Raw genomic sequence first — 25,778 nt, 5'->3', positions numbered from 1 at the left:
GCGCTCGCCGCGGCTCAGTGTTGCGCGGGCCTCGCCAGGATCCGGGCGGTGAAGGCATCGACGGCCGACCACATGCGATCGTCCATCTCGCAGTGCTTCCCGGTGCCGACGACCGATCCGAAATCGACGCCGTGCGCGGCCAGCTGGGCGGCCAGGGTCGCGTGCAGCGGGGCGGGCACGGTCATATCGGCGGCGTTGAGCAGCAACAGGATCGGGGCGTCGTAGCCGCTGGTGGGGACTGCCATGTAGTCGGCGAGGGCGGTCCGGAACGCGGGATCGTCCAGCGGGCGCGACAGCAGCTCACCGATGCTCACGCCCTGCACGCGATCGGAGATGGCGTCCAGGCACAGCCCGCCGACGCCGTCGACGATCTCCTTGCCGCGCGGGCTCAGATAGCTGTCGACATCGAGACCGGGCCGAGCTTCGCGCAGACCCGCGAGGATGCTGACGATGAACGAGGTGGTGCCGTTACCGCTCATCCCGGGAACGTCGGGCACCCACGGGCCCGCCGCGGGAAGCAGCGTCTCCACATCGGATTCGGGATCCAGCGCGATCGTGCCGCGGAAATCGAGATCCGGCGCATAGCTCCGCTGCAGGTGACCGGTGCCGAGCGCGGCCTGGCCGCCCTGCGAGGCGCCGAAGACCGCCCAGGTGCGCGACAGTTCGGGATGGGTCGCACGGGCGGCGCGCACCAGATCGATGGTCGCGGTGGCCTCGGTCTTGCGTTCCAGATACGGATGGGTGCCGGTGTCGAAGCGGCCCAGTCCGAGATAGTCCGGTGCGACGACCGCGAATCCCTTGTCCAGGAAGTACTTCAGGGTCCGATCCGTCTTGGCCTTGTTCTGCGGATAGGGCGCGCTCGCGGGATCGGACTGCCCGCCGCATCCGGGTCCCAGCCCGGAGGTGCCGTGGTCGTAGGCCATGATCGGCCAGCCGCCCGCCGGGGCCGCGCCGCTCGGCACGAACAGCGCGCCGCTGGCGGGCCGCACCGAGCCGTCCGATCCGGTCATCCAGTAGTCGACGACCGCGCCGCCGGACATCCCCCGCCAGCCGTCGGGCTGCGCGATCACCGAGATCGCGGTCCCCGCGACCCCCGCGGCCTGGGCCGGAGCCGCAACACACACCATCGCACCCGCCGACACCGCCGCGGCGACGATCACCCGCCAGCTACCCGAGACCCGCATGACCACCGCACTTCTTCTCGCACCAGCAAAACCGGGGCGAGCGTACCGGCGGTTTGTGAGAGCAGGGTGAGAGCTACGCCTCGCGCACGCGCGCGAGGAATTCGTCCACCGCGGCCGTCATCTCCTTGTTCAATTGCATATGCCGCCCCGTACCGGTCACTGCCCGGTAGTCGACGTGATTGGCGGCGAAGCGAGCCACCAGGGCGGCGTGCAGCGGCGAGGGCACCGAGAGGTCCAGGGCGTTGAGCAGCAGCAGGATCGGCCGGTCGTAACCGCTGACCGGCACACCCAGATAGTCGGCCAGCATCGCACGGAAGTGATTGTCCGACAACGGTTTCGACAGCAGATCGCTGACACCGACCCCGGTCACGCGGTCGGCGATCGCGTCCAGGCACGATTTGGCGACACTGTCGAGGATCTGCCGGCCGCGCGGCGAGAGGTAGCCGTCCACCTTCGCATCGGGTCGCCCCGTCCGCAGCCCGGCGAGAATGCTCACCACGACCGCCGTCAGCGCATCGCCGATCGTGCTGGGCAGATCCGGCCCCCACGGCCCGGCCATCGGCAGCAGATTCTCCACCTCGGATTCGGGGTCGAGGGCGATCGTGCCGCGAAAGTCCAACTCCGGAGCCAGTTTCCGCTGCAGATATCCGGTGCCCAGCGCCGCCTGACCGCCCTGCGAACCACCGAACACCACCCATTTGCGCCCGAGTTCGGGATGCGCGGTCCGGGCAGCGGTGACCATATCGATCGTCGAGCTCGCCTCGGTCTTCAACTCCAGATACGGATGGGTGCCGGTATCGAAGCGCCCCAGCCCCAGATAGTCCGGCGCGACCAGCGCGAACCCCTTGGTGAGAAAGCCGCGCAGGAAGGTGTCCTCGTGCACCCGGCGGTCGGGCCACGGCCCCTTCTCCGGTTCGGCCTGCCCGCCGCAATCGGGTCCGAGGCCGAGCGAGCCGTGATCGAAGGCGACGATCGGCCAGCCGCCGGGAGGCGTCGGACCGGGCGGGACGAAGACCGCGCCCGTGGCGGGCTGGGTCGATCCGTCCGAGGCGCTCGTCCAGTACTCGAGCACGGAACCGACGCCCGGCATCCCCCGCCATCCGTCGGGCCGGGCGACGACGGTGATCGGCGTCCCGGGCGCGGACACCGCCGCATCCGCCTGCGTCCCGCTCACGATGAGAGCCGTCCCGGCCGTCGCGACGGCCACCGCCATGCGCCTACGGGAACCGAGCAATCGCATCCAGCACCACTTTCCGTTGCGTCAAGCAAACCGGGACGAGACCAGACCGATCGGCACGAATCGTACACATTGACGCGAACTGATACCCGTTCTAGTTTCGGTGTGTCGCGAAATGGTCCGCAGAGAGTTAGGACGAGCGCAATGCTGCGTAGATACGACGGACGACGAGTGCTCGTCACCGGAGCCGGTTCGGGAATCGGGCGGGGTATCGCCCGCCGGCTCCTGGCCGAGGGCGCCGTGCTGGCAGGGGTCGACATCTCCGAGGAGGGTCTGAAGGGGACCGTCGAGGCCGTCGACGGCGATACCCGCGCCCGATTGCACACCGTGGTGGTCGATATCTCCGATGCCGACTCGGTGCGGGCGGGCACCGCCGCGGCCACCGAATTCCTCGGCGGGCTCGATGTCCTGGTCAACGCCGCCGGAATCCACCGCGCCGCGCACACCCACGAGATGTCCCTGGAATCCTGGAATCAGGTCATCGCGATCAATCTGACCGGAACCTTCCTGATGATCCAGGCCACGATCCCGCATCTGCTGCGGGGGACCCATCCGGTGATCGTGAACTTCTCCTCCACCTCGGCCTTCGGCGCGCATCCCTATATGGCCGCCTATTCGGCCTCGAAGGGCGGGGTGAACGCGATGACGCACGCGATCGCGCTCGAATACGCGAAACAGGGCCTGCGCGCGGTGAATATCGTCCCCGGCGGCATCGACACCGGCCTCACCTCGAATCTGGCCGTGCCCGAGGACACCGATTGGAAGCTGTTCGCCCGGCTCACCGGCTGGCTCGACCGGGGCGCGCTCGGCACGCCGGACGATGTCGCGGGCGTGGTCGCGATGGTCGCCTCCGACGAGGGCCGCTACATCACCGGATCGGAGATCCGCGTCGACGGCGGCGCGCTGATGTGATCAGCCGATCCCCAGCCGACTCGTGCACGAGGGCCAGGCACCCCAGCCCTGCCGGGCCCGCGTCACCTCGGCGATGGCGATCTGTTCGTCGCGGGTGGCCAGATCGGCCCGCGGCGCGTAGCGCAGGCCGCCCTGGCGTTCCCAGGTCCCCTGATCGAATTGGATTCCGCCGTAATACCCGTTGCCGGTGTTGATCGCCCAGTTGCCATGGGATTCGCATCCGGCCAGGGCGTCCCAGATCACCCCGTCGCGCACGGGCGGCACCTCGGTGCCGGGCTTGGCGCCCTTGCGGACGGTCTTCGTCTCCGCCGGCACGATCACGGTGCTGGCGATCGGATTCTTGTCCGCCTCATGGCCATTGACGATGGAGACGGCGAACGTCACATCCTGTACGCCCGCCTTACCGGGATCCTCGACCACAGTGCGGCTCATATTCATCGTCGGATCCTCGATGACGTTCTCCGGCGGATCCAGCGGCACGCGCTCGAGGCGATTCTCCACCCGCTTGCGCGTCACGGTGATCTTCATCCCGACGCTGAGCTTGGTATCCACCGGCGGTTCGACGGTGTCCTGATCGACCAGCGGCATGTGCTCGACCTGCAACAACTCACCGACCGTCGGCGCGGCGATGCGCACGATCTCCGGCGCACCGCCGTTATTACCCAGCAGCACCGTATTCGGACTGGTGATCGCCAATGCGGCGCCCTCGAGCGGCAGCGGTGTCGGCCGCGGCGGTGAGACGAAAACGTCGGTGGGGATCTGCAATTGGGTCAGCGCGTCGGCGACGGTGTAGCCGGTCGTCCACAGCTGGTGCACCTTGCCGTCGAAGGTGACCGCCACGGGCCTGGCCCGGTTCAGCGTGATGGTCCCGCCGTCGGGGACCGCGGCATCGCCGGAGGGTGCGAGCGCGTCCTTGGCGTGCACCACGAATCCGGCGGCCTTCACCACCCCGCGCACATTCACCGACATCGTGCTGAGCGTGGACTGTTGGCCGTCGACGACCAGCGTCACGGTCTTGCGGTGCAGGATCGCCAGGGACGCACCCAGGATCAGCGTGATCAGCATCGCGCCGATCGCCGCGTACAGCAGCGGCGATCGCGACGAGTTGATCCGCTGGAGAGCGGACATCCGAAGCTCCGGCATGGTCACAACACGATAACGACGGGGTCAGGGCCTGGCAATAGATGGTATAGACCAGGCGATTTCCATATAACGGCCGGATAACACGGCCGCGGATAGATTACGACGCGGTCATGTTAGTGGGCAGAACCACAGCGCGCCCACCGAACGGTCGCCCTGTGATCCAGCCCACTGAGCGGGCTCAGATGCCGTATACGCGTTCGGCATTGGCGGTGGTGATCGCCGCGAGTTCGGCCGGATCCCGTTCGCGCAGCTCCGCGAGGGCGCGCACGGTATAGGGCAGGCAGTAGGGCTCGTTGGGGGCGCCGCGGAACGGATGCGGGGTCAGGAAGGGCGCGTCGGTCTCCACCAGAATCCCCGCGTCCGGAACGAGTTTCGCCGCCTCGCGCAATTCGCGGGCGTTGCGGAAGCTGACCGTGCCGGAGAAGCTGAGGATGTAGCCCGCCTCCACGCAGGCCATCGCCATCGCCGCGTCGGAGGAGAAGCAGTGGAAGATCACGGTATCCGGCGCGCCCTCGTCCAGCAGCACCGCCAGCACATCGTGATCGGCCTCGCGGTTGTGGATCATCAGCGGCTTGTCCAGTCGCTTGGCCAGATCGATATGCCAGCGGAAGCCCTCGACCTGATCCTCGATCTCGGCGCAGCCGTCGAGCTTGCCGGGCCAGTAGTAGTCCAGCCCGGTCTCGCCGACCGCGACCACACGCGGATCAGCGGCCAGCTTCTCCAGTTCGGCCTTGGCGGCATCGTCGAGGGCGTTGGCCCGGGTCGGATGCAGCGCGACCGCGGCGTACACCCGCGGATCCCACTGCGCGGCCCGGACGGCGAAGCGCGCGGCATCGAGATCGTCGGCGACGGTCACCACCCGGCCGACGCCCACCGCGGCGGCCCGATCCACCACGGCCGCAACCGATTCCGCATCGTCGGCGCCGCAGGCGTCCAGATGGGTATGGGCGTCGACCAGCGGGAACAGCGGTTCGGGAGCCTCGGGCGCGGGTCGGTTACCGACCATGGTCGCGCGGGATATCGGCATGAGCGGTCAGGGTCACGCGGACTACAGTAGTGACACCATGACAGCACCCGGACGCCCCGCCTTCTACATCACCACGGCCATCGCCTATCCCAATGGCGCGCCGCATATCGGGCATGCCTACGAGTACATCTCGTCCGACGCCCTGGCCCGGTTCAAGCGCCTGGACGGCTTCGATGTGTTCTTCATGACCGGCACCGACGAGCACGGCCAGAAGGTGCAGCAGGCCGCGCGGACCGCGGGCGTCACCGTCGAGGAGTACGCCGCGCGCAACTCCGATGTGTTCGAGGCCATGGACAAGACCCTCGACATCTCCTTCGACCGGTTCATCCGCACCACCGACGAGGATCATCAGATCTCCTCGGTCGCGATCTGGGAGCGTATGAAGGCGGCCGGGGATATCTACCTCGACACCTACTCCGGCTGGTACTCGGTGCGCGACGAGGCGTTCTACACCGAGGAGGAGACGACCGTCCTCGAGGACGGCACCCGGCTGGCCACCGAGACACGCACGCCGGTGGAGTGGACCGAGGAGTCGAACTACTTCTTCCGCCTGTCGAAGTATCAGGACAGGCTGCTCGAATTGTATGAGCAGCGGCCCGATTTCATCGGGCCCGCGACGCGGCGCAACGAGATCGTCAGCTATGTGAAGGCCGGGCTGAAGGATCTGTCCATCTCCCGCACCACCTTCGACTGGGGCGTTCCGGTGCCGGGCGATCCGGCGCATGTGATGTACGTCTGGGTCGACGCGCTCACCAACTACATCACCGGCGTGGGCTTCCCGAACACCGATTCGGAGTCGTTCCGCAAGTTCTGGCCCGCCGATCTGCACATCATCGGCAAGGACATCACCCGCTTCCACACCGTGTACTGGCCCGCGTTCCTGATGTCGGCCGGGGTGGAACTGCCCAAACGCGTGTTCGTGCACGGGTTTCTGTACAACAAGGGCGAGAAGATGTCGAAGTCGGTCGGCAATGTGGTCGACCCGCTGGACCTCGTCGAGAACTACGGGCTCGATGCCGTGCGGTTCTTCCTGCTGCGCGAGATCTCCTACGGGCAGGACGGCTCCTACAGCCACGACGCGATCGTCGGCCGGATCAACACCGATCTGGCCAACGAGTACGGCAATCTGGTGCAGCGCAGCCTGAAGATGGTCGCGCGCGACTTCGGTTCGGCCGTACCGACTCCGGGCGAGTTCACCGCCGAGGATCGCGAACTGCTCGACCGCGCGAACGGTCTGCTCGAGCGCTGCCGCGCCGAATTCGACCAGCAGCAGATGCATCTCGCGCTGGACGCGATCTGGCTGACGCTGGGCGAGACGAACCGGTACTTCTCCGCGCAGCAGCCCTGGGCGCTGGCCAAATCGGGCACGCCGGAGGATATCGCCCGCGAGGCCACGGTGCTGTACGTAACCCTCGAGGTACTGCGCATCGTCTCGATCCTGGTGCAGCCGATCATTCCCGGATCGGCGGATCGCATCCTCGATCAGCTCGGGCAGACCCATCGCGGCTTCGCCGATCTGGCCACCCCGATCGAGGCCGGACTCGCACTGCCCGCGCCCGAGCCGGTGTTCCCGAAGTACGTGGAGCCCAAGGACTGAGCCTGCGATCGCGATGGTGCCGCCCACAGAATCGGCACCATCACCCTTCGATGATACGAAACATCCGCGTTTCAAACACGCCCCGAAAAGCCGGGGATCACTCGACGCGGGCGGCCAGCACGGCGTCGTAGAGTTCGCGGCGCGAGGCGCCGGTGGCGGCGGCGACCTCCGCGCAGGCCTCCTTGAGGCGGATACCCTCGGCGACCAGCGCCTCGACCTCGTCGACGAGTTCGGCGGGATCGGCCGACAGCGGCGGGGCGCCCTCGACGACCACGGTGATCTCACCGCGCGCGCCCTCGACCGCCCAGGCCGCCAGTTCGGTGAGCGTTCCGCGCACGACCTCCTCATAGGTCTTGGTCAGTTCGCGGCAGACCGCCGCGCGGCGGCCGGGGCCGAGCACCTCGACGGCGTCGGCCAGACAGTCGGCCAGTCGATGCGGCGCCTCGAAGAACACGACGGCCCGCGGTTCGCGCACCAACGTGCGCAACCATTGCTTGCGCTGGCCGCCCTTGCGCGGCGCGAAACCATCGAAACAGAATCGCTCCATCGGCAATCCGGACAGGGCCAGCGCGGTGGTGACGGCCGACGGTCCGGGCAGACAGGTCACCGCCAGCCCGCGCTCCACACACGCGGCCACCATGCGATACCCCGGATCGCTGACCGACGGCATCCCCGCATCGGTCACCAGCAGCACAGTGCTCCCGGCCTCGATCTCCTCCAGCAGCAACGGGATCCGCGCGGCCTCCACATGATCGTAGAAGCTCACCACCCGCCCCGTGATCTCCACCTCCAACGCCTTGGCCAGCGCCTTCGTCCGCCGCGTATCCTCCGCGGCCACGATCTGCGCCGACCCCAACGCCTCCCGCAGCCGCGCCGAGGCGTCCCCGACGTCCCCCATAGGCGTCGCCGCGAGCACCAACCGCCCGGCGGGCTGCTCAGTCATCACCACTCCCGTCTCACTTCCAGTCCCCCTACCCCACCACACGACCCAATAGACTCGAGCGCGTGACCCAGCTGACCGACGTTGCACCGCCGATCGGCGCGGGCCCGGCATTGTCCAGTCCGGCGCCACTACGCCCCTCCCCCGACTTCGGACCAACCGATTGGGCGCGTGGCTGGGTGGTGACGCTGTTCCTCACCACGATCGCGGTGATCACCCGGTTCCTGGAACTGGGTTATCCCACCGATGCGGGCACGCCGGTCTTCGATGAGAAGTACTACCCCGCGCAGGCCTGGCAGATGCTCACCGGCGGCGGGGTCGAGGACAATCCGGCCTACGGGGTGATCGTGCATCCGCCGGTCGGCAAGCAGATGATCGCGCTGGGCGAGATGATCTTCGGCTACAGCCCCTGGGGCTGGCGGTTCAGTGCCGCGGTGGCCGGATCGATCATCGTGCTGCTGGCCATCCGCATCACCCGCCGCCTGGCCCGCTCGACGCTGATCGGCGCCTTCGCGGGCCTGCTGTTGATCTGCGACGGAACCACTTTCGTGGGGTCGCGCATCGGCATGCTCGACATCTTCCAGGCGCTGTTCGTCACGGCCGCCTTCGGCTGCCTGATCGTCGATCGCGACCGGGTGCGCGAGCGGCTGGCCCGCGCCGACGCCCAGGGCCGAATCGCGTTGAGCGTCTACGGACCTCGGCTGGGGGTGCGCTGGTGGCGTTTCGGCGCCGGCGTGCTGCTCGGACTGGCCTGCGGCACGAAATGGTCGGGGATGTACTTCATCGCCGCGTTCGGATTGCTCTCGGTCGGATTCGATCTCGCGGCCCGGCGGGCCTATCGGGTGCCGCGGCCCTGGGCGGGCACCGCGATCCGCGATATCGGCCCCGCTCTCTACGCGCTGGTGCTCATACCGGTGCTGGTCTATCTGGGCAGCTATTCGTTCTGGTTCGCCAGCGAGGACGGCTACGACCGCTATTCGGTCGGCAATCCCTACGCCGGGAAGGATCCGATCGGATCCGACGGTTTCTGGTCCTGGGTGCCCGACGCGCTGCGCTCGCTGTGGCACAACCACGGTGAATCGCTGAATTTCCATGAGAGCCTGACCAATTCGGCCGGTAATCACCACCCATGGGAGTCCAAGCCGTGGTCCTGGCCGATGTCGCTGCGGCCGATGCTCTACTACTACGCCGACACCGGGGTGACCGGCTGCGGGCAATCGGTCTGCGTGAAGGCGGTGATGCTGATCGGCACGCCCGCCATCTGGTGGCTGGCGCTGCCCATGCTGGCCTGGGCGATCTGGCGCACCGCGACCCGGCGCGATTGGCGCTATGCCGCGGTACTGGTCGGCTACGGCGCGGGCATCCTGCCGTGGTTCGCGGTACTGGATCGGCAGATGTACTACTTCTACGCGCTGGTGCTGACCCCGTTCCTGGCGATGGGCATCGCGCTGGTACTCGGCGATATCCTCGGGCCCGCACCGTTCACCCGCGGACCCGGCGGGCGGCGCTGGCTGATCACCACCGAGCGGCGCAACCTCAATCTGCTACTGGTATGCCTGTATCTCGCGCTCGTGGTCGCCAACTTCATCTGGCTGTGGCCGATTCTCACGGCCCTGCCGATCACGCCGGACGATTGGCACAACCATCTGTGGCTGCCCAGCTGGAAGTGACCGCTATTCGTTGAGCGCCGCCTGTACGTAGCGCAGCGCCGCCTCGTCGTCGAGTCCCAGCCGCCGGATGACGGCGACGTATTCGGTGGCCGCGCGCCCGGCCGCATCCCGGGTCGGATCGCCCGAGGAGGCGATGAACGAGCCCAGTCGCCCGCGGGTCTCGAGTACCCCGTCCTGTTCCAGTTCGCGATAGGCGCGCGCCACCGTATTGGGCGCCAGACTCAATTGGGCCGCGAGCGCCCGAACCGTCGGGATCTTCGTTCCGGCCGTCAGCTCACCGGACCGGACCCGGGAGATGATGCCTTGGCGCAACTGTTCGTACGGCGGGACCGTCGAATGATGGTCGACCGGAATCTCGAGCATGGCCGTCTCACATCTCGTCGCGCGCGAGCGGACAGGACAGGCAGCGGGGTCCGCCACGGCCCGAGCCCAGTTCGGAGCCCGGGATGGTGAGCACCTCGATACCCGCGTCCGTCAGCCGCGCGTTCGTATTCTCGTTGCGTTCGTAGGCGACGACCACGCCCGGCGCCAGCGCGAGGGTGTTGTTGCCGTCGTCCCACTGCTCTCGTTCGGCGGTGACGCCGTCGAGTCCGGTATCGATGATGCGCAGCTTGTCGATGCCCATCGCCTCGGCCGCGGCCGGCAGGAACGGATCCGGACCGTACATGCTCACCGTACCGTCGTCCTCCTTGCGAATGGTGAACGCGCACAGCGAATCCCGCACCGCGGGATACATCACCACCGCATCGCGGTCGACCATCGTGCACACGGTATCCAGATGCATGGTCGCCCGGTTCTGCGCGATCGGCACGACCAGCACGGTCCGGGCCAGGCTGTCCTCGAACAGGCTGCGCGCCAGGGCCTCCGCCCCGGCCGGGGAGGTCCGCTCGCCCACCCCGATCGCGACGACACCCGGGGCCAGCAGCAGCACGTCACCCCCCTCCATCGGCGCGGTATGCGATTCATAGGCCCGCCGCACACCCAGGAAACGCGGATGGAAAGCGTAGATGAGATCGGTGAGCGAGGTCTCGCGGGCCCGCGCGGGCAGGGCCAACGAGGTGATCGCCACCTTCGAGCCCACCCAGAACGACGAGTCGCGGGTGAACAGCAGATTCGGCAGCGGATCGATGACGAAGTCGGTGCCGTGATGCATGCGCCGCACCAGCGAGGTGGCATCGGGCCCGAACGGCAGCTCGTCGAAGGTCATCCCGGCCATCAGAACGCGGGCCAGATCCCCCGGCGGCACCCCGCGCAGATATGCCTTGAGATCCTCGGCCAGCCCATGGCCGATGCGGCGCGCGTCGACCGCGGCGGTGATGCCCATGCTGCGGCCGGGCCGGCTCGCCGCCAGCGTCTCCACCAGCAGTTCGCGCAGCAGCAGCACCTCCACCCCGCGCCCGCGCAGCACGTCGGCGAAGACATCGTGTTCCTGCTGGGCGCGTTCGACCCAGGGGATTCCGTCGAACAGCAATTGATCGTTGTTGCGCGGGGTCAGCCGACGCAATTCGTCACCGGGTCGGTGTAACAGCACCGTGTTCAGCGCACCGACCTCGCTTGTCACGGAAAACGGTCGCGCCGACGGCACAGCCTCTGCTTCCATGGCTTCGACCGTAATCGTCACGGGCCGCATTGGCACGGAATTCGCTGGCCCCACCCCGCCCCCCAGTTCTTCCGAACGGGCATAAACCTCATCTAACCTAAAGTATTGTTGAGGATATGCAGCACACCACCTGGCAAGCCAAGGAGCTCACACCCGGGCAGTTGTCCGAACGTAGCGGAGTCGCGGTGTCCGCGCTGCATTTCTACGAACGCGAGGGTCTGATCACCAGCCGCCGCACCAGCGGTAATCAGCGCCGTTACTCCCGCGAGACTCTGCGTCGCGTCGCCTTCATCCGCATCTCGCAGCGAGTCGGGATCCCGCTCAGCGAGATTCGCAAGGCCCTGGACACCCTGCCCGAGGGCCGCACCCCCAATCGCAAGGACTGGGAACGGCTGTCCACCCTGTGGCAGACCGATCTCGATCAGCGCATCGAACAGCTGGTCCGGCTGCGCGACAGTCTCACCGGCTGCATCGGCTGCGGCTGTCTGTCCCTGGCCAGCTGCCGCATCGCCAACTGGCACGACAAACTCGGCGACCAGGGGCCGGGCGCGCGCGTGCTGGATGTGAACCTCAACTGCGCCAAGGACGACCTCGACGGCTGCGTCGAACCCGCGGAATCAGCGTAGGAACGAATTGAACACATCGTTCGCGCGGCGCATGACGAATTCGTACGGCCAGGCGAACTTGCGGGCCCACCAGTAACCGAAGCGGACCTCGAGGGAGGTATGGATCAGGAAGCGATTGCGCTCGATACCGCGCAGGATCTGCTGGGCCACCTTCTCCGGCGATGCGGCATGTTTCTGAAAACGCTTGGTGTAGCGCTGAATTCGCGGATCGTCCCGATCCACCCCGGCGATCTCGACGGTCTCGACCAGATGGGTGTCCACCGCGCCCGGCACCACCAGATGCACAGTGATCCCGTGCCGCTCGAGGTCGAATCGCAGCACCTCCGACACCCCGCGCAAGCCGAACTTGCTGGCGCTGTAGGCGGCATGCCACGGGAAGGCCAGCAGTCCGGCCGCCGAGGACACGTTCACCAGCGCCCCGCCGCGCCCGGCGCGCACCATCGGCGGAACGAACGTCTCGATGATGTGGATCGGGCCCATCAGATTGACATCGATCATCCGCCGCCAGTGCCGATGTTCCAGATTCTCCACGGTGCCCCAGGCCGACACCCCCGCGACATTCATCACCACATCGAGGCTGCCGTGCTGCGCGTGAATCTCCTCGGCGAACTCCCGGACCGCCTCGTAATCGCTGATATCCAGGGCCCGCGATGCCAGCACCTTGCCACCGTCGCGCCCGATGGCCTCGACCGTATCGGCCAGCCCCTCGGCGGCGATATCGGTGAGCACCAGCTCGGCCCCGGCGCGCGCCGCGGCGATCGCGGTCGCACGCCCGATTCCGCTGGCCGCACCGGTGATCAGGGTCTTCTTACCGCTGACGGACTTCAAGCGATCACGCACGCCGTTCCTCGAATGCTGTTGACCGGACGTATTCCTGTGCTGCCGAGGAGCATACGGGCTCGCGACGCTCCGGGCTCGAAACCTGCCGTCAGCGACCCGTGAAAACCCTCAGCATCCTGGCCACCGCGACCCGCCACGGAAACTGTTCGGCCCGGCTGCGCGCGGCCAGCCGGCGCTGGGTGAGCGGCAGCGCCAGCACATCGGTGACGGCCTGCGCGAACGCGGTCGGATGATCGGCGGCGACCGCACCACAGTCGGCGGTCACGATATCGGCCAGCGCCGAGGATCGGCTGGCCACCACGGGCGTGCCCGTCGCCAGCGCCTCGAGCGCGGCCAGCCCGAACGTCTCGTGTGGCCCGGGCGCCAGTGAGACGTCGGCACTGGCCAACAGCGTCGCCAGCCGTGTGCGATCCTCCACGAATCCGGTGAAGTGCACCGCCGCCCGCCCGTCGCCCAGCGGGGCCAGCCCGCGTGCCAACCGCTGCAACGACTCCCGGCGCGGCCCGTCGCCGACCACGATCAGCCGCGCGTCACATCCCCCGCGTCGCAGCGCGTGCACCGCCGCGATACTGCGATCCACCCGCTTCTCCACCGATAACCGGCCGCAGTGCACCAGCAGCGGATTTCCCCCGCCGAGTTCGGCACGCAGCCGTCCGTCGTGCCGGCGCGGGCTGAACATCTCCAGATCCACACCCAGCGGCACCAGCGCCACATTCGGCGCCTCGATGCGCTGGAACTCCTGTTGCGCGAATTCGGTTGTGCAGACCACGATGTCGTACTCCGCCGCGGTCCGCCGATTCGCCGCATCGGCCGCGCGCCGCGCCATCGGCCCGGGCAGCACCTGCCCGAGCAGCCGATCCAGCCGCTCATGCGAGATCATCACTCCCGCGATATCCCGCCGCCGCGCCCACCGGCCGAACCCGCGCAACGTCAGCCGATCCGACACCTCCAGCGCATCCGGCCGCAATCCGGCCAGCACATCGGCCACCCGCCGCGGATCCGCCGCCCGATATCCGTCGGTCCACGGAATCCCCACCGCGGGCACGGTAATCCGCACCACCCCGCTCCCCAGCACTTCCTCCCCGCGCCGTGCCCCGGGCACGACCAACACCACCTCATGCCCCGCCGCCACATACCCCGCCCCCAGATGATGCAGGGCGGTGCGAAGTCCCCCAGACCGCGGACCATAGAAGTTCGCCAGCTGAACGATGCGCACCCGCCGATCGTTCCCGCCCACCAGACCACTCGGGTCAACACAGCGTGAACAGGCGCGGAAGTATGGGCTAATCGGGAGCGGCGGCCCTCAGCCGGTCAGCCACCGAAGGTGCCGCGGGATACCTTGGGCAGCTCCAGATCCAGCGGGATTCGCCCGGCCGCCAGATGCACCTCGACCTCTTCCGGAGGTACCGGCCGGGAAATGAGAAAGCCCTGTGCGCGGTAGCAGCCGAGCCCGACCAGGGTGCGCGCCGCGACCGCGGTCTCGACACCCTCGCCGACCACGCCCAATCCGAACGAACCGGCAAGTCCCACAATCGATTTCACGATCGCCAGATCATCGGTGCTCACGCCGAGGCGCTGGACGAATCCGCGATCGATCTTCACCGCGTCCACCGGCAGAGCCTTCAGATGTGACAGCGAGCTGTAACCGGTGCCGAAATCGTCGATGGCGATCTGCACGCCCATCCGCTTGAGTCCGCGCAAGGTCACCTGAGTGCGCGTAAGATCCTGCACCACAACGTGTTCGGTGATCTCCAAGCACACCGAACTGCCATCGATGCCGTATTCGCGCAGAACCTGCTCGATCGATTCGACGAAGTCCAGGCTGACCAGTTGCACCGGGGAGACGTTGATCCGAATCACCACATTGGCGGCGAGGCCTCGTGCCCGCCATGCCGCGAACTGCGCGCAGGCCGTACGAATGACCCACCGGCCGAGTTCACCGGCCAGGTTGGTCGCCTCGGCCACGCCGACGAACGCACCGGGCGGCAGCAGACCGCGGGTGGGATGCTGCCAGCGCACCAGCGCCTCCAACGCGACGATGCGCCCGGTACGCAGGTCGACCTCGGGCTGATAGTGCAGCAGCAGGGAACCGTCGGAGACCGCGCCACGCAGGTTCAGCTCCACGTCGTCCTGCAGTTCGAACTGGGCGCGCATGGCGTCGGTGAACACCGCCACGCCGTTGCCACCGCCGGACTTCGCCGACAACAGTGCGTGATCGGCGCGGCGCAGCACGTCGGCGACCGTTGTCTCACCTGGAATACCAAGGGCCACACCGACACTCGCCCCGCGACTGACCGACTCGCCACCCACCGAGACGCGCCGGATGATCAACTGCTGCAGCCGGGTCGCCTCCAGCTCGGCCGCCACGGCGTCCATGGGTTTGGCCGGCACGATCACGAATTCGTCGCCGCCGAGGCGCGCGATCATGTCGGTCGGCTCCAAGTTCTCCCGCAGCCGCGCCGACAAGGTGCGAATGAAGTTGTCCCCGGCCGTATGCCCCAGAAAGTCGTTGAGCGCCTTCAACCGATCCAGGTCGAGGAAGAAGGTGGCCACCGGCCCCGGACTGCCCGGGCGGAGCCGCTCCTCCATATGTTCGAGCAGGGCGCGGCGGTTGGCCAATCCGGTGAGATCGTCGTGCAGGGCGATGTAGCGCAGTCGTTCCTCGGCGACGACACGAGCCTGCAGCTGTGCGAACAAGGCGGCGATCGCCTTGAGCACGTTCAACTCTCGGGTGCTCCATTCACGGTCACCGACCTTGATGAAGCCGAGCAGCCCGGTGGGTTCACCCCGAGACACCAGCGGTACCGCGGCACCCGTCACACCGGAGATCCCCGAGGCCTTCCGGACCGTTTCCTGATAGTCGGAGTATTCCGAGGACGGCCGGGCGATGAGCGGCTCGGTGGCATGTTCGAGAGAGCGGAACACCGAATCGGCATCGCTGAAGTAGACGATCCTGAGCGGGTCCGGATCGGGCACTCCCTCCCGGGGCGGCCACTCCGCCACGAGCACGGTTGCCCGACGCTCCCGGTCGGTGTGTCGCAGATAGCTGAAGTCGACATCGAAATACTCGACCAGTTTGGCCAGCACACGCTCCGTCGCCGCCACCATCGTCGTGGCGTCGACTCCCATCAACTCCGAGGCGACCTGCGTCACCAGTGAGTCGAGCGTTCGCCGTGGCACCGTGTCTCCGATCGCGCTATCCGCAGGTGTCCATATCCGGTACGGGAAGTCTTCTGCTACCGACGGTGACATCCGGCGCATAGCTCATCCGAAGTACCAATGCCACGGCCTCCTGTTCAGACACTCCCAGCAGGTTCAGGAACCGGCGTTGAAGTGAGGTCAGTGTATCTGTGAACGCGGGTGAAATCGCGATGAGTTCGCTGGGGCGTCGCGCATATAAGAAGACCGGAGAGATCGGTTGGACCGCGAGGCCGTGCCGCTGCGCGGCGAGCCAGACGCGCTCTGCCGCCGCACCCGCCCGCGCATAATCGGACAGCTCCACACACCGTGCGGAGAAGGTCACCGCGACCACCGCCGAACTGGATCGGACCCGCTCCCGGATATACGAGCCGAGGGGCCGACCGGCGTCACCCGCGCGCAACTCCGCCATCACATCCGTCCGCCGGGCCACCTCCAGCGCCGCCGACTCGTCCGCCGACAGCTCCAGACTGCGCAGGTCGAGACCGGTGCGGAGATCGTCGTCGGGGCCGCGCAGTTCGGCGATCATCTCCCGATGCAGTGCCGGCGTCAGATATCGCACCCGATCGGACGCCGCGAGCACATCCGCGACCTCGCCGAGGCCGTCGGGCTGGGTCACCATGCACAGCGCGGCACCCTCCGCTCGTGCCGCCGCCCTCAGGTCGGCGATAACCGACTCGGGGATCGGATCGCCGGTTCCCTTGTGCCGGTTGGTTTCTCGGCGCAGTGCCATAGGGTGGTCGGCAGCAAGATCCGGATCGCTGCCATCGCCGAGATACATGATCGCCGACAGGGGCGCGGGTCCCCGCTCGCTGAGCCGACACTCACCGAGCAGCCCTAGCGCGGCGGCGGCGGTACGGGCGTTATACAGCGCGGCACCCACGGCGACCGCGCTCGCCCGGTAACCGATGTCCATCGCTGACGACCGTTCCGGCATCAGATCGATGCTGATCCCTTCCCGATTCGAGCGCAACACCCAGGGCTGGGCATTGCCACCCGAGGGAGCCCGCCCCGCACAGGCGAGCACGGCCGACACCGCCCCGCCCGGCTCGGGCCGCTCGTCCGCCACCTCGTCCCAGGCCGAGGGCTGCTGCGGCGTCGGTTCGGCGAGCAGGTCCAGGGCCTGTTCGAGGTCCACCCGGACGCGCCCCGAGAGCAACTTCTGACCGAGCCCGAACCGGCGCACGGCGGCCGCCACGCTGGCGCCGCCCAGCAGCACCTCACTTCCGAGCTGGGGCCAGCTCGCGACGGATTCGCCCAACTCCACCATGCTGGCCAGCATCCGCGCCGACAGGGCGCCCGGCTCGAGAATGCGCAGGACGTGCGGTGTCTTCTCCCGTGCCGTGAGGCCGGCCAGCCGGGCCGTGTCCACATCTCCCAGTAGGCCGTGGAACGGCAGCCGGGAGGGCTCCAGATCGTATCGCTCGATATCGAGCAGACCGCGATCGCTGGTCTCCATGATCAGCGGTAGACCGTGCCGACGGGCGGCCTCTCTGATCGCCAGTTTCATATCGAACGAATCGCACTCCTCGATCACGATCGACAACCCGTCGAGGAACGCGTCCAGGGTGTCCTCGCCGACGCCGTCGACGATCTCCACGGGCAGAAACGGGTCGATCTCGGCGATCCGGCGAGCGGTGACCACGGCCTTGTTCACGCCGATATCGAAGATCGTCGCCGGAATTCGATTGAGATTGGACAATGCGATGCGATCGCCGTCGGCGAGCCGAAGCCGGCCGCAGATCCCTTCCAGGGCGAGGGTGTAGGCAACGGCATGCCCCACCCCCTGCCCCACGACGCCGACGGTCAGCTCGCCGAGGCGGTCCTGTTCGGCACGAGTGAGCTTGTTGCGGTTGCGATCCAGTCGGACGGCGCGAAAGGTGCGCTCTCCAGGCAGGGCCACCAGCGTTCCACGCCAGGGGAAGTAGACCCACCGATCCTGTTCCGGGGCTTCCGGCGGGAACGGCCTTTCGGGCAGCTCGTCGAATTCCCGGCGTATCGCAGGCCGAAGATCAATGCATTCGATTCCTGGATCCGCACGCAGTTCGCACAGGCGCTGTCGTCCGCCGGCATCGACCTCGGCGAGGATCACAGGTCGGTAAGCGACGTCCGACTCGGTCTCACCTGACATATCGGAGCTGCGCCTCCACTGCGAAATCCAGGCCCGCGGGCCACGGTTCGGCTTCGATGGTCAACATCAGCCACTCCGACCGGATCAGCGAATCCTGTTGGGGGGTGGCGAATCTTGCGCAGGTCCGGGTGTCCCACCAAATGGGTACTGTGCGGTAGCGATCGTCTGGATACGGCACTGGCAGCACATCCGCTACCACCACGCCACCGGTGGTGATATGTCGCCCTGCGGCGAAGGTACCCACGGTGGCGAATCCATAGCGAGCACCCAGAAGCATCGGGAAGTGCACCGCACAGCGGGAAATGGTGTTGCTCAATTCCGACCGCGCGGGTGATCCCAGCTCCACCCAGGCGCCCTTCATTTCGACCACGCCCGCGAGCAGTCTCTCCGCGGCCATATCGCGTATCAGGGACCGCCCGCAAAACCCTCGCCATTCCTGGAGCGCGTGCACCTCGTCGACGTTCAGATACGGACCGCGAGCCTGCACACCCGCGACGAATCGCCCCGACTCGTCCTGTGCGATCCCGAACAGCGACGTCAACCCTCCCGCACGGACCCGGTCGTATTCGAGCGCCCGCTCGACTCGGTAGTGGCGATACATGCGCAACGCTCCGGCAAGGTATTCGTCCCACAGATCCGGCCGCGCCCCCGGGCTGCTGACATGAAAGGTGCACCCGGATTGCGCATCTCGGAAGCGCAGTGTCCCCGCCACGGGGGATACTGACGGGCCGACCGCGACCGCTTCGACAGTCATACAGTTCCTACTCCGTTGCTGCGCGGTGTCGCGCGACTAACCGAACCCCTTCCGGCGCGGCCGGGCTGGGGCCGTGTCCGGATGTGGTCGCCTAGGGCAGTATCCGTCATCCTGCCGGAATTGACCAGACGTCCGGCAAATCTTCCGAAACCCGGGCGTGAGGTTCGAAATATCCCCAGGTCACGTCCATGGTGTCGGCGCGCCGCGATAACCGGAAGACCGGTTGGTACTTGCACGGTTATCCAATAGCTATCTAGACGAGGATCGAGATGAACAGCTCCACGCGGTCGGTTCCACGCCAGATTTCGATCTCTTCGCGGTAAGCGCGGGTGATCTCGGCCGACGCGGTCGCGTCGTCGACCTGAGCCCAGACGTCCTCGACCGGATCGTGATAATCACCGTTGGGTTCGAAACGCGCGTAGATACCCTTGGGAACCCGAATCAGCACGTCCCCCAATGGAACCGCGTCGACGGCCGGATAGTCGTAGCTCACCAGCACGTTGTAGTTGCCGGCCGGATCCGGCACGTACACCGTGTACAGCGGGCGTTCGGCGCCGTCGCGGTCGCGCAGCCGATCGCGCAGGAATTCGATCAGCTCGCTGTTGCTGACCTTGAAACTGGGACGCATCCGCGGCACCACCAGGCCGCTGTAGATCGCCTCGTCGCGGACCACGATCGAGTAGGTCATCGGGGATCGACCGCCAGGTAGAGATCGATCTTGTAGGCGTGCGGATAGCATTCGAAATCGCCGGTATGCGTGCGTTTTATCTGGTTGTGTTCCTCGGCGTAGGCGATCTGGGTCCACAGATCCGTCATGATCTGCGGGAAGTTACCGACCGAGGAGAACCGGGCGTAGGTGCCCTTGGGCAACCGCGCGACGATATGGCCGCGAGTGACCCCGGCGAAGGAGCGGCACTCGTAGCCGACGATTTGCGTATTGAACGTGTTGAGCTCCGGTGAGTAGTCCGTATAGGCAGAGGCCAGCGCCCCGCCGAGCTCTTGATGCAGGACCGAGGCCCACGCGGCCTCCAGGTCGTGATCGCGCAGTTCCCCGAGCGCGCGTTTCGGGCTTCGCACCGGCAAACCGGCCACCCACGTCTCGTCTCGCTCGACGATCTCAAACTGCATGGAAGAAACTCTCTCGAAATCGACCCCGTACCGGCCTGCCAGGAAGGTCATGCTATCAACCCACTCTGTGAGAGATCGGTGACATGGCCGCCCCACGGGGGCGTACTATGACCGGCTTCACTCGAACCGTCAGGCAGTCCTGCGAACGCAAGATTGCAAATCCCGGGCAATCGATGCGTATCACCTATCGATCCATGACTCTTCCGGCGTGCGAGGGGCAGACTCGCGGATATGACCGCGCATCCGGATCCGACATCGCCCGGTGGATATCGCACCCTGGCCGAGATGGACGCCGATCTGGTCGACTGCCGGGCATGCCCGCGCCTGGTCGCCTGGCGGGAGCAGGTCGCGCGCGAGAAGCGCGCATCCTTTCGCGATGAGACATATTGGGGCCGACCGGTTCCCGGCCTCGGCCCGGCGGACGCCAAGCTGCTGCTGGTCGGCCTGGCCCCGGCGGCCCACGGCGGCAATCGAACCGGGCGCATGTTCACCGGGGATCGCAGCGGTGACTTCCTGTTCGCGGCGATGCACGCCGTCGGCCTGACCAATCAGCCGTTCGCGATCGACCGCGACGACGGCCTGCGACTGCTCGGCACCCGCATCTCCGCACCGGTGCACTGCGCCCCGCCGGACAACAAACCCACCCCCACCGAGCGCGACACCTGCCGCGACTGGCTGATCACCGAGCTCGGACTGCTCGCCCCGACCGTGCGCGCCGTCCTGGTCCTGGGCGCCTTCGGCTGGCAGACGCTGCTACCGATCCTGGCGCAGACGGGCTGGTCGATCCCCAGGCCCCGCCCGAAATTCGGCCACGGCGTACACCTTTCACTCCCACCGCAACGCCCGGACCGGCGACCACTCGAACTGTTCGGCTGCTATCACGTCAGCCAGCAAAATACGTTTACGAAAAGACTCACCCCCGCAATGCTCGAAGCCGTGCTGACAGACGCCAAGGAAGCTGCCGGTCTGTAGCGCACCCGAGCCTGCGGGAACCAGCACCTTTCGAGAAATCAGCCAGCACAACACGTTCACCGGGCGGCTCACCCCCGCGAGGCTCGAGGATGTGCTCGCACGGGCGAAATCCGCTGTCGGGCTGTAGTTCTCAGCCGACGGCACGCAGGAAGGCGCCGGCGTGCAACGAGGTGCCGAAACCGTCGGCGAATGCGCCGTTCTCGTAGACCAGCGTGCCGTTGACCACCGTCGCCGCCACGGCCCGATCGTTGCGGTTGACCATCCGTCGCACGCCCACGCCGCCCGGCATGGGCTCCTCGTGGTAGTCCGCGCCGGAGCCGTCGAATCCGGCCGGATCGACGATCGCGAGATCGGCCCGCGCGCCCGGGGCGATGCGGCCGGTGTCCAGGCCGTACCACTGCGCGAGTTCGCCGGTGAGCCGATGGACGGCCCGCTCGACGGACATGAAGCCGTCCCGATGCACGCGCTCGAGGAAGCGAATCCCCATGTTGTAGAAGGCCATATTGCGTAGATGCGCACCGGAGTCGGCGAAGCCGATCTGCACCTGCGGCGAACGGGCCAGCCGATTCAGTTCGGCGTCTCGGTCGTTGGCGATCGTGGTCCGCCAGCGCAGCGCAGCGCCGTGCTCGACGACCAGATCCAGCAGCGCGTCGGGCGCGAGAATGCCGCGCTCCGAGGCGATATCACCGAACGACCGGCCCACGACCGCCGCATCGGGGCAGGCGACGATCCGGGCCTCGTTCAGATCGCGATGCCAGACCCGCGAACCGAACTTCTTGGCCATATCCTTGCGGAACGCCCGCCGGAATCCGGGATCGTTCAGAAACTCGTGGCGGCGCAACAGATCTCGGATATTCAGCGCCGCGACGCCGGAGCCGAACTCCTCGAACACCACCAGATCGATACCGTCGGCGTACACCTCGAACGGCACCGGCAGATGCTGCCAGCGGAATTCGGCACCGAGCACCCGATTAACCAGTGCCGCAACGGTTGTCGCCAACCGCACCACGGTCCGATCGGCCTTGATGTCAGCCGCGGAGATCAGCGTGGTCTTGAGCGGTTTGCCGTGCCGGCGGGCGACGCTCTGCAGGAAGAAGTTCGCCATCTCGAGCCGGCTGGTCAGATTCGGAGTGCTCTGATGGATCCGATCCCGCTGCCGCAGCACGTCGTTGAGCGGCCGGTACTCCGACCAGGAGGCGTAGGTGGAGGGCAGCTGACGACCCGGATAGCGCTTACCCTCGAGCTTCGAGAACGAGCTGCGGATCGTGGACAGCCCGACGAATCCGGCATCCAGTGCGTCGGTGAGCATCTGAACCATCTGCCGCAGCTCGCCGCGGGTCGGTTGCGCCCGGCGATCCGAGGCCCGCGCCAGCCCCATGGCGGCTACGCGAATATCCGAATGCCCCACGAACGCGGCGACATTCACCCCGAGCGGTTTCGATTCCAGTGCCGCCGCATAGCCTTTCGGATCGCCCCAGTTCCGATGCTCCTTGACCGCGGCATGCACCACATCCCACGGCAGCGCCTCCACCCGGGCGAACATATCCGCGCAATCCTCGGCCTCGGCATAGACCGTCGACAGCGAACAGTTACCGATCACCACCGAGGTCACCCCATGCCGGGCCGATTCCCCCAGCCCCGGCGCGAACAACACCTCGGCGTCGTAATGGGTGTGCACATCGATCAACCCCGGCAGCACCCACTTCCCCGCGGCATCGATCGTGCGCACACCATCGGGCAGATCGATCCCGATGGCGGCCACCCGCCCACCGACGATCCCCACATCCGCCCGAACCGGCGCCGCCCCCGTCCCGTCATAGACGACTCCCCCGCGAACCACGAGATCGTATCCGGCCACCTGGACCTCCAGACCACTCCGAGCTTTCGATACACCACTGTATCCGCAACCCCTCACCCAGAACCAGACCCACACCCAAATCCCCCCGACCAGCCGATTCGGCATCCCCCACCCCCACCTGCTAAAGTTCCTCAGCGTGGTTCGGCAACGATCCACACGGGGCTATAGCGCAGTTGGTAGCGCGTCTCGTTCGCATCGAGAAGGTCAGGGGTTCGATTCCCCTTAGCTCCACCAGAAGTTCTATTTTTGCGGCTTGATCTACGCTTTCCATCATCGAGCAGCCTCTCACTGCGCACTGGCGGTTAGTACGTTGCGGCTGGTCAGGGACGGTTTCCGTGTTCGACTCCCGTAAGGTTGTGTGACTGTTGGGGCTGGTGTTGCCTCAGTGGCACGTCGGTCACAGTTCATGGCCGGTGATGCGGTCATCAGCGAGGTAGAGCCGAGAGAAGAGCGCTCGGTTGAGTAGCCGACGCTGGTCGATGGTGCAGCGCTGATACACCCGGATCGGGTCGCAGACATCACCGCCAGCGTCGCTGCTGAGATCGCTCATGGCCAGGCCGGTCAGAACATCGGCAATCCGCCTGTCGCCTGCCGGGGTCTATGGACCACCGGTTTGCCTGGAGCTTGGGACCGGATTGGGGTCCGGTCGCGGGCCCTGATGGTGACCCACGACCGGACCACCGGTCAATCCGTGTCGGTGGGACGGGGTGGTTTGCCGGGTCGTGGTTTCTGCCGTTGTCGGTAGGACTCGCCCTCGACGACGAGTTCGTAGGCGGCTGATTGCAGCCGGTCCATCGCCGACTGCGCCAGCAGCGGGTCGGCCATCATGGTCAGGATCTCCGGTGGTTCGCGGTTGCTGGTGATCACAGTGGATGCCTGGCGGTGGCGCTCGACGACCAACTCATAGAAATCACTGGTCTCGGTGGCCTCGAGCCGGTGGAGCGCCAGGTCATCGAGAATCAACAATTCGACCCGGTGCAGTTTCCGCATCTCGTCTTCGTAGCTGCCGTCCAGCCGCGCCCCGCGTAGCCGCTTGAACAGTTTGTCGGCGCGTTCGGTGTGCACCGAATGATGACGGCGGACCGCGATGTGTCCTAATGCGTTGGCCAGGAAAGTCTTTCCAACCCCCACGGGACCCATCACGAGAATGTTGTAGGCGTCGGCGAGGAACCGCAGCGAGGTCAGCTCGGCCCAGAGCTCCTGGTCGAAGGTGACCGCCGCGGTGGTGTCCCAGCCCTGGAGCTGCATCTGCGGGTCCAGATGCGCCGCCGTGGCGCGGCGTTGCGCGGACTGGCGGTCACGGCGGGTGACCTCGTCGGCCAGCAGCATCTCCAGGAAGTCGTGGTGCGGCAACCGGTTCGACCGCGCCAATGCCAGCCGCTCGGGCAGGGTGTCGAGCAGCTGGCCCAGCTTGAGCCGCCGCATCAATGCCTTCAACTCCGGGGAGACCTCGATCGGTTTCACCGCCGGTTCGGCGGCAGGGCGCCGCGCCGGGCTCATGACGGCCTCCGGACCGCGAAATCGGTTGTCGCGCGCACGAACCGAGACGCCGTAGGCGCGGGCGGCAGCAACGACAGTTGCTGGCCGGAAGGACTGCGGGTGAGCATACGCTCGATGACACCGACATCGACGACCTCGACCTCCAGGGAGCGACGGCAGGCATCGTCGACCGCAGCGGCGCCGTGGCGGCGGACCAGCCCGAGCAGCCGGTAGACCTGCCGCATCTTCGTCCAGGGCAGCCGATGCTCGAGTACCGCCGCCGCGTAGGCGCCGACATGAGGACCGTGGGATTCTGCCTTGCGCTGCAACGCATTCAAATCCCGCATCGCATACGCACTCAACTCGCTCGGCAGATCTGCCGGATCGGTCTGGCGGCGGCCGGGCTCGACGCGGGCATGGACTTTGATCAGTTCACCGCGGAAGTAGAGTTTCACCGTGGTCGCGTCGACGCGGGCAGTCAGCCGCTGCCCGACCAGATCACCGGGAATGCTGTAGAGCGCCTTGGCGATCTGAACATGCCGATCCGGAGCCACCTTCGGATGAGTCCAGGCCGGGATGTCGAACATGGTGTCGGGCAACGGTTTCAGCTTCGGCGCCTCGTCGAGGGCGAACACCTCGGCCGGGCGCAACCGGGTAGTGCCATGTATTCTCATCCCCGCGACCTCGGCGCACCACCGCTGCGCCCGCGCCCGGCAGTCGTCGATATCCCGGAAGTGTTCTCCGGCAAAGAAATTCGCTCTCGCATAAGGAACACAGCGCTCGACGCGGGGTTTGTCCTGGGGACGGCGGACGCGAGCCGGGTCCACGACGAAGCCGCGGGACTCGGCGTATTCACGGAACGAGTCGTTCAACCTGGGGTCGGTCGCATGGGCGGAATCGACGATGGCCTTCATGTTGTCCGGGACGACCACAGCGAACACACCGTCGAAGAACACCCAGGCGGCCTCGAACCCGGCGATCACGTCGGCGAGGGTCTGGCGGAAGGTCGGATAGACGAACATGTGCCGCGAATACACCGCGGTGAAGATCAGCCCGTGCGTCACCCGCCGACGATCCTCGGCATCGGTGAGCATGCCGAGCCGGCCGAAATCGACCTGCACCTCCGCACCGGGCTCGCAATCGGCCACCCGCACCGTCGCCCGTCGCCTGCCGAACCCCAATTCTGTTCCCGCGTAACGGTTCAGCGTCCGATACGACACCACCACACCCCGGCGAGTCAGCAGGACGTGCACTTTCGTCAACGTCAGGCCCTGATCCAGCCACGCCTGGATCTGCTCCCGATGCGCGGCCAGCGTCTGCCACACTTCGCTCTTCGGGCTGGGCGGTTCGCGGCGGGCACCGGCGATCACCACCGACACCAGCTCATCGGTCAGCTGGCCCACACCCCCGTCACGGTCCACCCCGTGCGCTTGCGCCCGGCTCACGTAGCGCCGACACGTTTTTCGGTCGGCGCCCGACATC

23 protein-coding genes and 1 tRNA gene are annotated in these 25,778 nt (G+C 67.0%); 6 read left to right on the top strand and 18 right to left on the bottom strand.

Annotation, left to right across the window (positions count from 1 at the left end; all coding sequences use genetic code 11):
* Window positions 1-14: 14 nt before the first annotated feature.
* On the bottom strand, window positions 15-1,184 hold the full coding sequence (locus ACIA76_RS36865) for a lipase family protein (RefSeq protein WP_397158941.1): 1,170 nt from the start codon (window positions 1,182-1,184) through the stop codon (window positions 15-17).
* Between the two features lie 73 nt (window positions 1,185-1,257).
* The gene (locus ACIA76_RS36860; protein ID WP_397158939.1) at window positions 1,258-2,397 is read right to left on the bottom strand and encodes a lipase family protein; all 1,140 of its coding nucleotides are present in this window, start codon (window positions 2,395-2,397) and stop codon (window positions 1,258-1,260) included.
* A gap of 171 nt (window positions 2,398-2,568) precedes the next feature.
* Here ACIA76_RS36860 and ACIA76_RS36855 point away from each other — a divergent pair, with 171 nt between their 5' ends.
* Window positions 2,569-3,333 carry an SDR family NAD(P)-dependent oxidoreductase gene (locus ACIA76_RS36855; RefSeq protein WP_397159091.1) on the top strand — a complete coding sequence of 255 codons (765 nt, stop codon included), beginning with the start codon at window positions 2,569-2,571 and terminating at the stop codon, window positions 3,331-3,333.
* Here the strand turns inward: ACIA76_RS36855 and ACIA76_RS36850 are convergent, their stop codons facing one another.
* Window positions 3,334-4,461 (bottom strand): transglycosylase family protein, encoded by a 1,128-nt coding sequence (locus ACIA76_RS36850; protein ID WP_397158937.1) that lies wholly within the window; start codon window positions 4,459-4,461, stop codon window positions 3,334-3,336.
* Window positions 4,462-4,654: 193 nt separating this feature from the next.
* Window positions 4,655-5,482 carry a TatD family hydrolase gene (locus tag ACIA76_RS36845; RefSeq protein ID WP_397159089.1) on the bottom strand — a complete coding sequence of 276 codons (828 nt, stop codon included), beginning with the start codon at window positions 5,480-5,482 and terminating at the stop codon, window positions 4,655-4,657.
* A gap of 58 nt (window positions 5,483-5,540) precedes the next feature.
* On the opposite strand from ACIA76_RS36845, the gene metG reads away from it, so the two are divergent.
* Complete coding sequence (gene metG, locus ACIA76_RS36840; RefSeq protein ID WP_397158935.1) at window positions 5,541-7,100, top strand: methionine--tRNA ligase; 1,560 nt, start codon at window positions 5,541-5,543, stop codon at window positions 7,098-7,100.
* A gap of 97 nt (window positions 7,101-7,197) precedes the next feature.
* Here metG and rsmI read toward each other — a convergent pair whose 3' ends face one another.
* The gene (rsmI, locus tag ACIA76_RS36835; protein ID WP_397158933.1) at window positions 7,198-8,043 is read right to left on the bottom strand and encodes a 16S rRNA (cytidine(1402)-2'-O)-methyltransferase; all 846 of its coding nucleotides are present in this window, start codon (window positions 8,041-8,043) and stop codon (window positions 7,198-7,200) included.
* Window positions 8,044-8,105: 62 nt separating this feature from the next.
* On the opposite strand from rsmI, the gene ACIA76_RS36830 reads away from it, so the two are divergent.
* A complete protein-coding gene (locus tag ACIA76_RS36830) occupies window positions 8,106-9,710 on the top strand; it encodes a dolichyl-phosphate-mannose--protein mannosyltransferase (protein WP_397158932.1) in 1,605 nt (534 codons plus the stop codon).
* A gap of 3 nt (window positions 9,711-9,713) precedes the next feature.
* Here the strand turns inward: ACIA76_RS36830 and ACIA76_RS36825 are convergent, their stop codons facing one another.
* Together ACIA76_RS36825 and arcA are read right to left on the bottom strand one after the other, a co-directional pair.
* Window positions 9,714-10,073 (bottom strand): GntR family transcriptional regulator, encoded by a 360-nt coding sequence (locus ACIA76_RS36825; protein WP_397158930.1) that lies wholly within the window; start codon window positions 10,071-10,073, stop codon window positions 9,714-9,716.
* 7 nt (window positions 10,074-10,080) lie between these two features.
* Window positions 10,081-11,310, bottom strand: a complete 1,230-nt coding sequence (arcA, locus tag ACIA76_RS36820; RefSeq protein WP_397158928.1) for an arginine deiminase — start codon at window positions 11,308-11,310, stop codon at window positions 10,081-10,083.
* A gap of 116 nt (window positions 11,311-11,426) precedes the next feature.
* On the opposite strand from arcA, the gene soxR reads away from it, so the two are divergent.
* Window positions 11,427-11,936: a redox-sensitive transcriptional activator SoxR gene (gene soxR / locus ACIA76_RS36815; RefSeq protein WP_397158927.1), complete on the top strand. Its 510-nt coding sequence runs from the start codon at window positions 11,427-11,429 to the stop codon at window positions 11,934-11,936.
* Here the strand turns inward: soxR and ACIA76_RS36810 are convergent.
* From ACIA76_RS36810 to ACIA76_RS36780, 7 genes are all read right to left on the bottom strand, one after another.
* Entirely contained in the window at window positions 11,928-12,776 is an 849-nt protein-coding gene (locus ACIA76_RS36810) for an SDR family oxidoreductase (RefSeq protein WP_397158925.1), read from the bottom strand. The genes soxR and ACIA76_RS36810 overlap by 9 nt on opposite strands.
* Before the next feature lie 88 nt (window positions 12,777-12,864).
* Entirely contained in the window at window positions 12,865-13,992 is a 1,128-nt protein-coding gene (locus ACIA76_RS36805) for a glycosyltransferase (RefSeq protein ID WP_397158923.1), read from the bottom strand.
* Window positions 13,993-14,087: 95 nt separating this feature from the next.
* On the bottom strand, window positions 14,088-15,905 hold the full coding sequence (locus ACIA76_RS36800) for a putative bifunctional diguanylate cyclase/phosphodiesterase (protein ID WP_397159087.1): 1,818 nt from the start codon (window positions 15,903-15,905) through the stop codon (window positions 14,088-14,090).
* 67 nt (window positions 15,906-15,972) lie between these two features.
* Window positions 15,973-18,105, bottom strand: coding sequence for an Rv1355c family protein (locus ACIA76_RS36795; RefSeq protein ID WP_397158921.1), 2,133 nt, complete (start codon window positions 18,103-18,105; stop codon window positions 15,973-15,975).
* On the bottom strand, window positions 18,095-18,859 hold the full coding sequence (locus ACIA76_RS36790; RefSeq protein WP_397158919.1) for a hypothetical protein: 765 nt from the start codon (window positions 18,857-18,859) through the stop codon (window positions 18,095-18,097). Before ACIA76_RS36790 ends, ACIA76_RS36795 begins: the two co-directional genes overlap by 11 nt.
* Window positions 18,860-19,112: 253 nt before the next feature.
* Window positions 19,113-19,547 carry an effector binding domain-containing protein gene (locus ACIA76_RS36785; protein ID WP_397158918.1) on the bottom strand — a complete coding sequence of 145 codons (435 nt, stop codon included), beginning with the start codon at window positions 19,545-19,547 and terminating at the stop codon, window positions 19,113-19,115.
* Window positions 19,544-19,987 (bottom strand): GyrI-like domain-containing protein, encoded by a 444-nt coding sequence (locus tag ACIA76_RS36780; RefSeq protein ID WP_397159085.1) that lies wholly within the window; start codon window positions 19,985-19,987, stop codon window positions 19,544-19,546. The genes ACIA76_RS36785 and ACIA76_RS36780 overlap by 4 nt, the downstream gene beginning before the upstream one ends.
* A 231-nt stretch (window positions 19,988-20,218) precedes the next feature.
* Here ACIA76_RS36780 and ACIA76_RS36775 point away from each other — a divergent pair, with 231 nt between their 5' ends.
* On the top strand, window positions 20,219-20,959 hold the full coding sequence (locus ACIA76_RS36775) for a uracil-DNA glycosylase (protein WP_397158917.1): 741 nt from the start codon (window positions 20,219-20,221) through the stop codon (window positions 20,957-20,959).
* 130 nt (window positions 20,960-21,089) lie between these two features.
* On the opposite strand, the gene ACIA76_RS36770 is transcribed toward ACIA76_RS36775, so the two are convergent.
* A complete protein-coding gene (locus tag ACIA76_RS36770; protein WP_397158916.1) occupies window positions 21,090-22,817 on the bottom strand; it encodes an amidohydrolase family protein in 1,728 nt (575 codons plus the stop codon).
* Window positions 22,818-22,975: 158 nt separating this feature from the next.
* On the opposite strand from ACIA76_RS36770, the gene ACIA76_RS36765 reads away from it, so the two are divergent.
* Window positions 22,976-23,051: transfer RNA gene (locus ACIA76_RS36765), tRNA-Ala, on the top strand.
* Between the two features lie 163 nt (window positions 23,052-23,214).
* On the opposite strand, the gene ACIA76_RS36760 is transcribed toward ACIA76_RS36765, so the two are convergent.
* The 3 genes from ACIA76_RS36760 to istA all read right to left on the bottom strand — a co-directional run bounded on the left by ACIA76_RS36760 (window position 23,215) and on the right by istA (window position 25,741).
* Window positions 23,215-23,367, bottom strand: coding sequence for a hypothetical protein (locus ACIA76_RS36760; RefSeq protein ID WP_397158914.1), 153 nt, complete (start codon window positions 23,365-23,367; stop codon window positions 23,215-23,217).
* Window positions 23,368-23,501: 134 nt separating this feature from the next.
* Window positions 23,502-24,317: an ATP-binding protein gene (locus ACIA76_RS36755; protein ID WP_397158912.1), complete on the bottom strand. Its 816-nt coding sequence runs from the start codon at window positions 24,315-24,317 to the stop codon at window positions 23,502-23,504.
* Window positions 24,314-25,741, bottom strand: a complete 1,428-nt coding sequence (gene istA, locus ACIA76_RS36750) for an IS21 family transposase (RefSeq protein WP_397158910.1) — start codon at window positions 25,739-25,741, stop codon at window positions 24,314-24,316. The genes ACIA76_RS36755 and istA overlap by 4 nt, the downstream gene beginning before the upstream one ends.
* Window positions 25,742-25,778: the final 37 nt, after the last annotated feature.

It is taken from the genome of Nocardia sp. NPDC051570 (genome assembly GCF_044454005.1).
Taxonomy (GTDB): domain Bacteria; phylum Actinomycetota; class Actinomycetes; order Mycobacteriales; family Mycobacteriaceae; genus Nocardia.
The sequence above is the reverse complement of the archived record's forward strand: the minus strand, read 5'-3'. Positions and strand labels throughout refer to the sequence as shown.

Bases quoted from the DNA above. Each gene is read 5' to 3' on its own strand.
- ACIA76_RS36845 (WP_397159089.1), bottom strand. From the start codon at position 5,482: ATGGTCGGTAACCGACCCGCGCCCGAGGCTCCCGAACCGCTGTTCCCG.
- soxR (WP_397158927.1), top strand. From the start codon at position 11,427: ATGCAGCACACCACCTGGCAAGCCAAGGAGCTCACACCCGGGCAGTTG.
- ACIA76_RS36865 (WP_397158941.1), bottom strand. From the start codon at position 1,184: ATGCGGGTCTCGGGTAGCTGGCGGGTGATCGTCGCCGCGGCGGTGTCG.
- ACIA76_RS36775 (WP_397158917.1), top strand. From the start codon at position 20,219: ATGACCGCGCATCCGGATCCGACATCGCCCGGTGGATATCGCACCCTG.
- ACIA76_RS36825 (WP_397158930.1), bottom strand. From the start codon at position 10,073: ATGCTCGAGATTCCGGTCGACCATCATTCGACGGTCCCGCCGTACGAA.
- ACIA76_RS36800 (WP_397159087.1), bottom strand. From the start codon at position 15,905: ATGGGAGTCGACGCCACGACGATGGTGGCGGCGACGGAGCGTGTGCTG.
- ACIA76_RS36780 (WP_397159085.1), bottom strand. From the start codon at position 19,987: ATGCAGTTTGAGATCGTCGAGCGAGACGAGACGTGGGTGGCCGGTTTG.
- ACIA76_RS36860 (WP_397158939.1), bottom strand. From the start codon at position 2,397: ATGGCGGTGGCCGTCGCGACGGCCGGGACGGCTCTCATCGTGAGCGGG.
- ACIA76_RS36795 (WP_397158921.1), bottom strand. From the start codon at position 18,105: ATGTCAGGTGAGACCGAGTCGGACGTCGCTTACCGACCTGTGATCCTC.
- arcA (WP_397158928.1), bottom strand. From the start codon at position 11,310: ATGGAAGCAGAGGCTGTGCCGTCGGCGCGACCGTTTTCCGTGACAAGC.
- ACIA76_RS36760 (WP_397158914.1), bottom strand. From the start codon at position 23,367: ATGAGCGATCTCAGCAGCGACGCTGGCGGTGATGTCTGCGACCCGATC.
- metG (WP_397158935.1), top strand. From the start codon at position 5,541: ATGACAGCACCCGGACGCCCCGCCTTCTACATCACCACGGCCATCGCC.
- ACIA76_RS36850 (WP_397158937.1), bottom strand. From the start codon at position 4,461: ATGTCCGCTCTCCAGCGGATCAACTCGTCGCGATCGCCGCTGCTGTAC.
- ACIA76_RS36785 (WP_397158918.1), bottom strand. From the start codon at position 19,547: ATGACCTACTCGATCGTGGTCCGCGACGAGGCGATCTACAGCGGCCTG.
- ACIA76_RS36790 (WP_397158919.1), bottom strand. From the start codon at position 18,859: ATGACTGTCGAAGCGGTCGCGGTCGGCCCGTCAGTATCCCCCGTGGCG.
- ACIA76_RS36755 (WP_397158912.1), bottom strand. From the start codon at position 24,317: ATGAGCCCGGCGCGGCGCCCTGCCGCCGAACCGGCGGTGAAACCGATC.
- rsmI (WP_397158933.1), bottom strand. From the start codon at position 8,043: ATGACTGAGCAGCCCGCCGGGCGGTTGGTGCTCGCGGCGACGCCTATG.